This window comes from Pseudomonas sp. GW821-FHT05D12, from assembly GCF_059419825.1.
This window is the reverse complement of record NZ_JBWKSN010000003.1, coordinates 425,722-437,350: the sequence shown is the minus strand read 5'-3', so window position 1 is coordinate 437,350 and position 11,629 is coordinate 425,722. Positions and strand designations below refer to the sequence as shown.

The window sequence follows — 11,629 nt, the reverse complement described above, 5'->3', positions numbered from 1 at the left end:
GTCTCGTCGTGAGTCGTTCGATTAAAAAGTGACCTGCGACTTTACAGTGCTGCAAAGTCGAAGGATTGATACTGATCTGCGCCAATGCCGGCAAAGCTGAGCAGCGCCGGCAATTGCTGGGCGAAGCCCTGGTAACCATGGTCGCCACCGGCCTGGATGCGCAAGGCACAGGCTCGGTAATACTGTTGGGCGAGGCGATAATCCAGTGTTTCATCGCCGGTCTGCAACCACACCTGATACCGCGCGGCATCCTGGGGCGCCGGTACTTCCAGCTCGGCCAGCGCCGCGACGTGATCATGGGTCAATTCCCAGGTTTCATCGGTGTAGAGGTTCTTCTGGGTGCCCAGGTAACCGTCGAACATCCGGTGGGGGCTGACCGCCGGGTTGACCAGCAGCGCCTTCAGGCCATGGCGTTCGGCAAGATGGGTTGCATAGTAGCCGCCGAGTGAGCTGCCGACCAGCAGTGGCCGCCCCAGCAGGGCAATGGCTTCCTCCAATTGAGGAATTGCCTGACGGGGATGGTGATGCAGGGCCGGCACACGCAGCTGGTCGCCCAGGCCAAGGTTGTCCATCACGGTCACCAACTGGCGGGCCTTGTTGGATGCGGGCGCGCTGTTGAAACCGTGGATATACAGGATCGAAGCGGACATGCCGGGCTCTCCATGCTTGCGCCAAAAAAGGCGCAGTTTACAGGGATCGGGGTGGCATGTGAGTCCCTCTATCTGAAGGACACAGAAGATCCACTGCGGGCGCTGGCTTGCCGGTGATGGCGGTGTTTACCGCCGTTAATAGCCGTTGCTGCCGTAATCGATGGTAAAGGCGAAGCCTTCGACGCGCTCTACGCCGGTCTCCAACCGTCCGTCGGCATGCAGGCGCAGCCAGCGGTAGCCCGGCGCCTGCTCGCTGACCTGGAAATCCTCACTGCCCGGCGCGAACTGGATGCAGGTCGACGGTGAGGCCAGCAGGCGTACGCCATTGCGCTCGCGGTCGATCTCCTGGTGCACGTGACCCCAGAGCACCGCCCTGACCTGCGGGAAACGGTCGAGCACGGCAAACAAAGCCTCGGGGTTGCGCAAGCCGATGGGCTCCATCCACGCGCAACCGATGGGCACCGGGTGATGGTGAAAGCACACCAGGTGATGGCGGTTCGGGGCTTCGCTCAAGGCCTGAGCCAGCAGTTGCAGCTGCTGGTCCTGCAGGTAACCCGGCACAGAGCCAGGTACCGCGGAGTCCAGCAAGGTAATGCGCCAATGGCCGACATCCACAACCGGCTCCAGCAGCGCGCTGCCAGTGGTCGCCTGAGCCATGATCTGCGGCTCATCGTGATTGCCCGGAATCCACCGCGCCGGAGCGCTGATCTGCGCGCTGAGGTCACGAAACTGCTGGTAAGACTCCAGTGTGCCGTCCTGGGACAGGTCACCGGTGGCCAGCAGCAAATCGATCTGCGGCTGCTGCTGGCGCACCAACTCGATCACCCGCTGCAGGCTTTCACGGGTGTTCATGCCCAGCAGCGTACCGTCGGCCTCGGCAAACAGGTGGCTGTCGGACAGTTGCACCAGCAACGCCGGCGCATCAGGGTTCAAGGTGGATACGCTCGGCAAGGCGCTCTCCCAAGGCAATCACAGGAATGGAGGGTTGGCGTGATTATGCTGGGGCAGGACGCAAAGAGGAAACCTAAGGAAGCTGACGCAGTTCACATCTACCGCACAACTTCAAACTCATGGCCCAGGGCCAGGCAGTGGCTCAACCATTCGCCGAGGAACACATTCAGTTGTGCTTTCTCATCGGGCTGGTGCATGAACACGTTGGGGTAAGGATAGATGCTGCGAAAGCGTCGTGCATGTTCCGCGCTGATCACTTCGGCCATTCGCGCGTCGTGGTACACCTGCACTTCCAGCTGTGGCACCGGCAGCCAGGGCAGGCTGTGCTCCTGGCGCACCCGCAAGGTGGTGGTGTACGGACAGTTGACGATGACTTCCAGCGCCAGCACGCCGAGCATCTGGTCCCCATGGGTGACACCGATGCGCCGCGCCTCTGGCGTGTGGCGCATGTCGGGAAGCAGGCGCATCAGCCGCGCGTAATTAGCCTCGCAGGCGGCTTGCAACCCGATCAGGTCGACTCGATAGCGTTCACGTGCCTTTACTGCCATAACCCCCTCACTTCCGCGCGATTAAGCGCAAGCCACTGCAGGGCAATGATGCTGGCTGCATTGGAAATTCTGCCGTCGCGCACCGCCTGCAGGGCATCTTCGAAGGCCCAGGTGGTGACGCGGATGTCTTCAGCTTCTTCTTCCAATCCATGGACGCCACCTACACCGGCGCTGTTGCAGCGGCCCAGGTACAAGTGCACATATTCAGTACTGCCGCCGGGCGACGGGAAATATCGCGTGATCGGCCACAGCGCCGAGAATGTCAGCCCAGCTTCCTCCTCGCCCTCGCGGTGTGCAACCTCCTCGGGTTGCTCGTCCTTGTCGATCAGGCCGGCGACCATCTCGATCAGCCACGGGTTGTCGGTACGACCCAGGGCGCCGACGCGAAACTGCTCGTTCAGCACCACTTCGTCGCGCTGTGGATCGTAGGGCAGCACACACACGGCGTCGTGGCGAACGAAGACTTCGCGGTTGATCACCCGGCTCATGCTGCCGTCGAACTTCTCGTGGCGCAGTTGCATGTGATCGAGCTTGTAGAAGCCCTTGTGGAGATTATCGTGCTGAACAATTTCGATTTTGCTCGGCTTCGATTTTGCAAAGTCCGTCATGTCCCATCCTCGTTAAGCCTGCGCATTTGGCGCCATCCTAACGCGCTCATGCCCGTTGGTGCAGCCCCTTTCCGGTTGCCGGGATAGACGGCGAGCGTCAAACACACTCTAATCAGCTTAGTGGCGAACTGACTGCCCTGCCGGTAGTCGAAGCTCCACAAATTTCGCTCTTATCGATAGACGAAGGACATCCATGTCGCTTTTAAAAATCGCCTCCGTGGCCTGCATCGCATTGACCCTTGGTGCCTGCCAAAGCCTGTTCCAACCCAGCTATCGTGCCCCCCTGGAAGCCACTCGCGACGCCACCGAGCAAAGCAAGCCAGGCTGCGCCAGCACCGACTGCCCGCTGGTGAATATCGACACCGTGCACTTTGCCAAGGAACCCAAGCTGGACGCGTTGATCGAACAACGCCTGCTGGAAATGACCCGCACCACCCCGAGCGACCCGCTGCCGACCAGCCTGGAAACGTATCGCGAGCAGTTCCTCAAGACCGCCGCGCCACGCAACAGCATGTACTTGCAGGCCAAGGTACGCGAACAGCATGACGGCTTGGTGATCATCGAACTGTCCAGCTATCTGGATCAGGGCGCGACTCACGGCGAGCCCGGCCGCGCGTTCATCAACTATTCGCGCCAGCAGCAAAAAGCGCTGTCGCTGACCGACATGCTGCTGCCCGGCAAGGAAGAGGCTTTCTGGAAAGCCGCCCAGGTCGCGCACAACAGCTGGCTGATCAGCACCCGCCTGAGCCTGGAGCCGGAGTATGTGAAAACCTACCCCTTCCAGAAAACCCCGAACGTGGCGCTGACCTACGGCGGCGTGATCCTCAAGTACCCGACCAACACCATTGCGCCGTATGCCTTGGGCCACGTCGAGTTACAGATTCCGTACTCGCGCCTGGACGGCATCATCAAGCCTGAGCTGGTGCCTGTGCGCCACTGAAGGCCCGGCCCAAAATAAACTGCAACAGCCCTGCCAGCACCAGTGCCGGCAGGGTCGCGCCGATGTCCGGGTAAAGGTTGGCCAGCACGTGGTAGGTCGCAATACCGCCAAGCCAGGCCAACAACGCCGGCCAACGCAGGTTAGCCAGCGCACCCTGGCCACGACGGCGCAGGATGAAGTGATCCACCAGCACCACGCCGAACAGCGGCGCGAACACCGAGCCGATCAGCAACAGGAAGTTCTGGTACTGGGCCAACGGCGCAAAACAGGCGATCAGGGTGCAGATCACACCGATGGCCAGCGCCAGGTGCTCGACCTTCACACGCAGCAGCATCCCGCTGGACACCGCCGCCGAATGGATATCGGCGAAGGCGTTTTCCGACTCGTCCAACAGGATCAGCAACAGCGGAATCCCCAGCCCAGCACCGGCCAATGCCAGCAACAGCGCATTCACTTCGCCGCTCGGCGCAAACGCCAGGGTGTAGGCCACGCCCAGGCTCATCAGCCAGAAATTGCCGATAAAGAAGCCCAGGGCCGTGCCGCCGAATACGCTTTTTGCACGCTTGCCGAATCGCGAGTAGTCGGCAATCAGCGGCAACCATGACAACGGCATGGCGATCGCAATATCAAAACCCACTGCAAACGGCATCGACCCGTTGCCAGCCTGGGCCCAGAGTGTGGCGAGGTCGAACTTGGCGAACAGGTTCCAGGTCAGCCACAGGCAGGCGGCGAGCAGCAGCCAGATGCCCCACTTGCGCAGGATCTGCCGTACGAACGTCAGCGGCCCGCTGACCGCAAGCAAAGTCGCCAAACCACCGAAAAACAGCGTCCACAGCAACGGGCTGGCCAACAGGCTGCCGTCGCTGAAGGCCCGCGCGCCCAACAGGCTGGCGGCATCGCGCATCACAATGATTTCGAACGAACCCCAGCCGATCAACTGCAGCAGGTTAAGCAGCGCCGGCAGGCTGGCGCCCTTGGCCCCCAGGCTGAGCTTGAGCGCAGCCATTGCCGACAGGCCGGTGTCGCTGCCGATCACGCCGACGGCGGCCAGCAACAGCACGCCGACCAGGGTACCGAGGAAAATCGCCAGCAACGAGCCGGACAAGCCCAGGCCGGGTGCAAGCAACGCGCCGGTCTGCAGGACCATCAGGCCGATGCCGAGGGAGAACCACAGGGAGAACAGGTCGCGGGCGCCGAAGACGCGTTTGTCAGCAGGCACTGCAATGTCGGGGGAGTAGGTGCTGGGTTGAATACTCAAGGGGGTTATCTCTGAGGAGTATTTGTTGTTTGGGGGGATCGCTATCGCGGGCAAGCCCGGCTCCCACAGGGGACCGGCTGGACACAAAAGCTGTGTACAACGCGATCAACTGTGGGAGCCGGGCTTGCCCGCGATGACGGCGGTGCAGGCACCGCCGCCTCGGATCAGACCTTTTTGTAAAGCTGACTGCCTTCCTGCTTGAACCGCTCCGCCTGCTCGGCCAAGCCTTTGGCCACGTCCACATCCACCGCTTCGATGCGCTGGTTGGCCGCGTACTCACGCACTTCCTGGGTGATTTTCATCGAGCAGAACTTCGGCCCGCACATCGAGCAGAAATGCGCGACCTTGGCCGAGTCCTTCGGCAGGGTTTCATCGTGATACGAACGCGCGGTGTCCGGGTCGAGGCCGAGGTTGAACTGGTCTTCCCAACGGAACTCGAAGCGCGCCTTGCTCAAGGCGTTGTCGCGGATCTGCGCGCCGGGGTGGCCTTTTGCGAGGTCGGCCGCATGCGCAGCGATCTTGTAGGTGATGATCCCGGTTTTCACGTCATCCTTGTTCGGCAGGCCCAGGTGCTCCTTGGGCGTGACGTAGCAGAGCATGGCGCAGCCGAACCAGCCGATCATCGCCGCACCGATGCCCGAGGTGATGTGGTCATAGCCGGGCGCAATATCGGTGGTCAGCGGGCCGAGGGTGTAGAACGGCGCCTCGTCGCAGCACTCCAGCTGCTTGTCCATGTTCTCCTTGATCAGTTGCATCGGCACGTGGCCGGGGCCTTCGATCATGGTTTGCACGTCGTGCTTCCAGGCGGTCTTGGTCAGCTCGCCGAGGGTTTCCAGCTCGCCGAATTGCGCGGCGTCGTTGGCGTCGGCAATAGAACCGGGGCGCAGGCCATCGCCGAGGGAGAAGCTGACGTCATAGGCCTTCATGATTTCGCAGATTTCGTCGAAATGCATGTAGGTGAAGTTCTCTTTGTGGTGCGCCAGGCACCACTTGGCCATGATCGAGCCGCCACGCGAGACAATCCCGGTGACGCGCTTGGCGGTCAGCGGCACATAGCGCAGCAGTACGCCGGCGTGGATGGTGAAGTAGTCCACGCCCTGCTCGGCCTGTTCGATCAAGGTGTCGCGGAACAGCTCCCAGGTCAGGTCTTCGGCGGCGCCGCCGACTTTCTCCAGGGCCTGGTAGATCGGCACGGTACCGATCGGCACCGGCGAGTTGCGGATGATCCACTCGCGGGTTTCGTGGATGTGCTTGCCGGTGGACAAGTCCATCACCGTGTCCGAGCCCCAGCGAATGCCCCAGGTGAGTTTCGCCACTTCTTCTTCGATGGACGAACCCAGTGCACTGTTGCCGATGTTGCCGTTGATCTTCACCAGGAAGTTACGGCCGATGATCATCGGTTCCAGTTCGGTGTGGTTGATGTTGGCCGGGATGATCGCGCGGCCACGGGCGATTTCTTCGCGCACAAATTCCGGGGTGATGATTTTCGGCACGCTGGCGCCGAAGCTGTGGCCGGCGTGTTGCTGGTCGAGCAGGCCGCTGGCGCGGGCCTCTTCGAGCTTCATGTTTTCGCGGATGGCGACGTATTCCATCTCGGCGGTGATGATGCCTTTGCGCGCGTAGTGCATCTGGGTGACGTTGGCGCCGGCCTTGGCGCGGCGCGGGTTCTTCACGTGGGCAAAGCGCAGCGCGGTCAATTCGGCATCGCTGAGGCGCTGCTGGCCGAAGTGCGAACTGAGGCCGGACAGGCGCTCGGTGTCGCCACGCACTTCGATCCACGGCGAACGCACATCGCCGAGGCCTTTGCGCACGTCGATGATGACATTGGGGTCGGTGTAGGGGCCGGACGTGTCGTACACCACCACGGGCGCGTTGATTTCACCGCCGAAATCGGTGGGGGTCACGTCCAGGCTGATTTCACGCATCGGCACACGAATGTCCGGGCGGGTGCCTTGCACGTAGATTTTCTTCGAGCGGGTAAACGGCTGCACGGAGCCGGAGTCGACCTTGGCCGATTCACTCAAGTGCACGGTGTTTTTCAGTTTTGTACTTTTTATTTCTGTGCTCATCACGGGCTCTCCAACTATCCAGGTGGTGGATTTTTGTCGGAGCGAACCTGTGACGGATGGACGCACTGAAACCAGTGCTGTGCTTGGTGCACAAGAGCTGTTCGATTGTCGAACAACATCCCGGACGAAGCACAAGAGGACTCGCCGGGTGACGAGAAATCTTGTTCCCTACGCAGGCGTTAACCTGATCAGGTTCAACGGGATCCGGTATTTACCGATCTCAGCCTTCCAACAAGGCACCCCGACAAGAACGCGGCCAGTCTAGACCATGCCGTGGGCAAATTGCCAATAGCGGTGCATTCAGCGTGATGAATGGCGTGATTGCGGGATTGTTGCGCCGTGTCACCCCCACTACACTCGATTGCCGCCACAGTGCTTGACGCCAGGAATGGCCAGCCTTAGCCTTGGGCGCTAAATTATCACCGTAATATTTATTCTAGGGATCGCCTCATGCTGCGCAAACTCTCACTGGCTCTCGCCGTGTCTTGTGCGACCAACGGAATGGTCTGGGCAGCTGAAGCGCCCTTGTCCGCCAAAACCGATCTGGTCAGCGTCTACCAGGAAGCCGTGGATAACAACGCCGACCTGGCCGCCGCCCGCGCCCAATACGGCGCGCAAAAAGAAGTCGTGCCCCAGGCACGCGCAGGCTTGCTGCCGAACCTGTCGGGCGGTGCCGATATCAATAACGTGCGCACCCAGATCGACACGCCCGCCGCCACCGCCAACCGCGACGCGCACTCCTGGCGCGCGACCCTGAGCCAGCCGCTGTTCCGCGCCGACCGCTGGTTCCAGCTGCAAGCGGCCGAGGCCACGAATGAACAGGCCGCCCTGCAACTGTCGGCCACCGAACAGAACCTGATCCTGCAAAGTGCCGAAAGTTATTTCGCGGTGCTGCGCGCCCAGGACAACCTGGCCTCGACCAAAGCCGAGGAAAACGCCTTCAAGCGCCAGCTGGATCAATCCAACGAACGCTTCGATGTCGGCCTCTCGGACAAGACCGACGTGCTGCAATCCCAGGCCAGCTACGACACTGCACGGGCCAACCGGATTGTGGCGCAGCGCCAGGTGGACGATGCATTCGAAGCACTGATCACCCTGACCAATCGCCAGTACAACTCGATCCAGGGCATTGTCCACACCTTGCCCGTGCTGCCGCCGCTGCCGAATGACGCCAAGTCGTGGGTGGAAACGGCCGGCCGCCAGAACCTGAACCTGCTGGCCAGCAACTACGCGGTCATCGCCGCCGAAGAAACCCTCAAGCAGCGCAAGGCCGGCCATGCGCCGACCCTGGATGCCGTGGCCCAATACGAGAAAGGCGACAACGACGCCCTCGGTTTCAGCAACCCGAATGCCTTCGGCACGCCGTACCGTGGCGATGTGGAGCAGCGCACCATCGGCTTGCGCCTGAACATCCCGATCTACAGCGGCGGCCTGACCAGCTCGCAAGTGCGTGAGTCCTACTCGCGCCTGGGCCAGACCGAGCAGCAACGCGAAGGCCTGCGCCGCCAGGTGGTGGAAAACACGCGCAACCTGCACCGCGCGGTGAATACCGATGTCGAACAGGTGCAGGCGCGCCGCCAGTCGATCATCTCCAACCAGAGCGCGGTGGAAGCCACGGAAATCGGTTACCAGGTGGGCACGCGCAACATCGTCGATGTGCTGGATTCACAGCGCCAGCTGTATTCGTCGGTGCGCAACTACAACAACAGCCGCTACGACTACATCCTCGACAACCTGCGCCTGAAGCAAGCGGCGGGCACCTTAAACCCCGGGGATCTGCAGGACCTGGCGCGCTACCTCAAGGCTGACTACAACCCCGATCGCGACTTCCTGCCACCGGACCTGGCCAAGGCCGCCGCCGAACAGCTCAAGGCCCGCCCTGGCTATTAACCACACCGCATAACCCATGCAGGCGCTGGCTTGGCTGCGCCTGCATTTGAGTTGTGTGGTCAGTGGTTCAGGAGTTTGCCCAAGCCATCCAGCAAGCGCTGCAGCGCGCCCTGGTTGGCCTGCATCACCTTGAGTCCCGCCTGCGCCATCTTGCGGGCATCCTGCGGCAGTTCGAACAACTGGCGCACAGCTTCGGCCAGGCCTTCGGCGTCATCCACCTCTCGCAACGCCCCGGCTTCGCGCATCATTGCGGTGATTTCGAGGAAGTTGAACACATGTGGCCCCATGATCACCGGCTTGGCCAATGCCGCCGGTTCCAGCGGGTTGTGTCCACCGGTCGCGACCAGGCTGCCGCCGACAAACGCGCTGTCGGCCAGGGCATAGAGAAACAACAACTCACCCATGGTATCGCCAAGCAATACCGAGGTTTGCGCGGTCACCGGCGAGCCGCTGGAACGGCGCACCGTGACGAAGCCCTGCTGCTCACACAGCTCGAACATCGGTCCGAAGCGCTCCTGATGGCGTGGCACCAGGATCAACAGCGCATTGGGATAGCTGTCGAGCAACTGGCGATGGGCAGCCAGCACCACTTCATCTTCGCCTTCATGGGTGCTGGCCGCGATCCAGACCGGACGCTCGCTGGCGCCCCATTGCTCGCGCAGCGCAGCAGCACGCAGCGGCAGCTGGGGGTCGATGGTCAGGTCGAACTTGATCGAGCCGGTGACTTCGACGGTGTCCGGCCGCGCGCCGAGGCTCAGGAAGCGCTGGGCCTCGGTCTCGGTCTGCACCGCGAACAAGCTCATTTGCGACAGCATCGGCGCCGTCAACTTGGCAAATTTTGCATAGCCCTTGGCCGAACGTGCCGACAACCGTGCATTCGCCAACGCCACCGGGATCCCGCGCTGGGCGCAGGCATGAATATGATTGGGCCACAGCTCGGTTTCCATGATCACCGCCAGCTTCGGCTGCACCCGGTCAAGGAAACGCTTGGCCGCGCACGGCAAGTCATAGGGCAGGTAGCAGTGCTGCACACGCGGTTCATTGGCGAACAGCGCCTGGATACGCTCGGAACCGGTCGGCGTCATGCAGGTGACGGTGATCGGCAGGGTCGGATAACGCGCCAGCAGCCCGCGCACCATCGGCGCGGCGGCAATACTTTCGCCCACCGACACGGCATGCACCCAGATCCCGCCCGGCTGCAGCACCGGCAAGCCATAGGAAAACCGCTCGCCGATGCGCTTGGCATAGGCAGGCGCCTTGCGCGCACGCAGCCACAGACGTAAAGCCACCAACGGCAGCGCCAGGTAAAACAGACAGCTGTAGAGAGTTCTATTCATGGCGGCGGAGTTTATCGGCTTTTTCAGTCGATCGCCTGCAAGCGCTCGGCAAAACGTTCGGCAAGGAAGCGCGCAGCGGGCCCGAGGTGCTCATCGCGACGCCAGACCAGCTCCACCACCAGCGCCGGCGGCGTCCATTCGCTGTGCAGTTCCACCATCTGCTGCTGATAGGTCGGGTATTGCACGATATGTCGGGGCAGCCAGGCCCAGCCCAGGCCACTCATCAGCCACTCGGCCAATACGTAGAAGCTGTCGGCGCGCCACACCAGCGGGCTGGCGGCTTCGCTGCCGGGGTAGACGCTGGTTTGGGTCGACATCAGCAACTGGCGAAACTGCGCCAGGCGCTGGCATGTCACGTAGTTTTCCGCAGCCAGCGGGTGGTTCACGCCGCACACGGTGACCATTTCCACACTGCCGACCACGCGCCGCTCCAGCGCCTCGGGGATCTGGTCGTGATAGAACAACAGGCCCAGATCGGCCTTGCGCTCCACCAACTTGCGCGCCACATCGCCCTGGGCGGCGCTGGACAATTGCACCTCCAGCAGCGGGTACTGCCCCGCCAGCGCCTCGAGGCTATCGAGTATCGGCTGGAACAACATGGCTTCGTCCTGGGCCAGGCGCAGGCAGGCTTCTTCCCCGCGGGTCAACGACAGCGCACGGCCGTTGAGCCGCTCACACTGGCGCAAGACTTCACGCGCTTCCTCCAGCAACACACTGCCCGCCTCGGTCAGGCGTGGCTGACGGCCACTGCTACGCTCAAACAGGCTCAGGCCCAGGTCCGCCTCCAGCAAGGCAATCGCATTGCTCACCGCCGATTGCGCCTTGCGCTGGTCGCGCGCCACGGCCGAAAACGAGCGCTGTTCGGCGACACTGACAAACAGGCGCATCTGCTCCAGATTCCACTGCACGCTCATGGCTCAACCCATCTTTATTTCGGATAGGTAATGACTTTACCCCATCTGCCAGGCGTCTAGAATGCCAGCACTGTAGAAGCCGAACTCCTACACATCAGAACTCATCTCCGAGGAATACCCCATGAATGCCGCCTACCTCTACCTGGCTATTGCCATCTGCTCGGAAGTGATCGCGACCGTCTCCATGAAAGCCGTCAAGGGTTGGAGCACCCCCCTGCCGCTGGCACTGGTGATCGTCGGCTACGGCATCGCATTCTGGATGCTGACTTTGGTGGTGCGCACCGTGCCGGTGGGCGTGGCGTATGCGGTGTGGGCAGGCATGGGCATCGTGATGGTCAGTGTCGCGGCGCTGTTTATCTACGGGCAGAAGCTCGACGTTCCGGCCATGCTGGGGATGGGCCTGATTGTGCTGGGCGTGGTGGTGATTCAGCTATTCTCGAAAACCGCCGGGCACTGACACCCAT

Annotated in this window: 11 protein-coding genes and 1 riboswitch; of the genes, 3 read left to right on the top strand and 8 right to left on the bottom strand. The window is 62.1% G+C overall.

The window, feature by feature from the left end; genetic code table 11:
* Positions 1-41: 41 nt before the first annotated feature.
* From AC07SI_RS07635 to AC07SI_RS07620, 4 genes are all read right to left on the bottom strand, one after another.
* A complete protein-coding gene (locus AC07SI_RS07635) occupies positions 42-650 on the bottom strand; it encodes a YqiA/YcfP family alpha/beta fold hydrolase (protein WP_065900087.1) in 609 nt (202 codons plus the stop codon).
* A gap of 135 nt (positions 651-785) precedes the next feature.
* Positions 786-1,601 carry a 3',5'-cyclic-AMP phosphodiesterase gene (gene cpdA / locus AC07SI_RS07630; RefSeq protein ID WP_495005473.1) on the bottom strand — a complete coding sequence of 272 codons (816 nt, stop codon included), beginning with the start codon at positions 1,599-1,601 and terminating at the stop codon, positions 786-788.
* A gap of 98 nt (positions 1,602-1,699) precedes the next feature.
* The gene (locus AC07SI_RS07625) at positions 1,700-2,149 is read right to left on the bottom strand and encodes a DUF1249 domain-containing protein (protein WP_017526444.1); all 450 of its coding nucleotides are present in this window, start codon (positions 2,147-2,149) and stop codon (positions 1,700-1,702) included.
* The gene (locus tag AC07SI_RS07620) at positions 2,140-2,757 is read right to left on the bottom strand and encodes an NUDIX domain-containing protein (RefSeq protein ID WP_065900083.1); all 618 of its coding nucleotides are present in this window, start codon (positions 2,755-2,757) and stop codon (positions 2,140-2,142) included. Before AC07SI_RS07620 ends, AC07SI_RS07625 begins: the two co-directional genes overlap by 10 nt.
* Before the next feature lie 193 nt (positions 2,758-2,950).
* On the opposite strand from AC07SI_RS07620, the gene AC07SI_RS07615 reads away from it, so the two are divergent.
* Positions 2,951-3,697, top strand: a complete 747-nt coding sequence (locus AC07SI_RS07615) for an RsiV family protein (protein ID WP_201143421.1) — start codon at positions 2,951-2,953, stop codon at positions 3,695-3,697.
* Here the strand turns inward: AC07SI_RS07615 and cytX are convergent.
* Positions 3,666-4,955 carry a putative hydroxymethylpyrimidine transporter CytX gene (cytX, locus tag AC07SI_RS07610; protein WP_495005472.1) on the bottom strand — a complete coding sequence of 430 codons (1,290 nt, stop codon included), beginning with the start codon at positions 4,953-4,955 and terminating at the stop codon, positions 3,666-3,668. The two genes, AC07SI_RS07615 and cytX, sit on opposite strands and share 32 nt — an antisense overlap.
* A gap of 164 nt (positions 4,956-5,119) precedes the next feature.
* Entirely contained in the window at positions 5,120-7,024 is a 1,905-nt protein-coding gene (gene thiC / locus AC07SI_RS07605) for a phosphomethylpyrimidine synthase ThiC (RefSeq protein ID WP_495005471.1), read from the bottom strand.
* Positions 7,025-7,172: 148 nt separating this feature from the next.
* Positions 7,173-7,278: riboswitch (TPP riboswitch) on the bottom strand.
* A 196-nt stretch (positions 7,279-7,474) separates the two neighbouring features.
* On the opposite strand from thiC, the gene AC07SI_RS07600 reads away from it, so the two are divergent.
* Positions 7,475-8,914: a TolC family outer membrane protein gene (locus AC07SI_RS07600; protein WP_495005470.1), complete on the top strand. Its 1,440-nt coding sequence runs from the start codon at positions 7,475-7,477 to the stop codon at positions 8,912-8,914.
* Positions 8,915-8,973: 59 nt separating this feature from the next.
* Here the strand turns inward: AC07SI_RS07600 and waaA are convergent, their stop codons facing one another.
* Both waaA and AC07SI_RS07590 read right to left on the bottom strand, forming a co-directional pair.
* Positions 8,974-10,251 (bottom strand): lipid IV(A) 3-deoxy-D-manno-octulosonic acid transferase, encoded by a 1,278-nt coding sequence (gene waaA, locus AC07SI_RS07595; RefSeq protein ID WP_495005469.1) that lies wholly within the window; start codon positions 10,249-10,251, stop codon positions 8,974-8,976.
* 23 nt (positions 10,252-10,274) lie between these two features.
* A complete protein-coding gene (locus AC07SI_RS07590; protein WP_065900076.1) occupies positions 10,275-11,165 on the bottom strand; it encodes a LysR family transcriptional regulator in 891 nt (296 codons plus the stop codon).
* Between the two features lie 121 nt (positions 11,166-11,286).
* Between AC07SI_RS07590 and AC07SI_RS07585 the strand changes: the two genes are divergently transcribed.
* Positions 11,287-11,622: a DMT family transporter gene (locus AC07SI_RS07585; RefSeq protein WP_065900074.1), complete on the top strand. Its 336-nt coding sequence runs from the start codon at positions 11,287-11,289 to the stop codon at positions 11,620-11,622.
* The last annotated feature ends 7 nt before the right edge of the window (positions 11,623-11,629 follow it).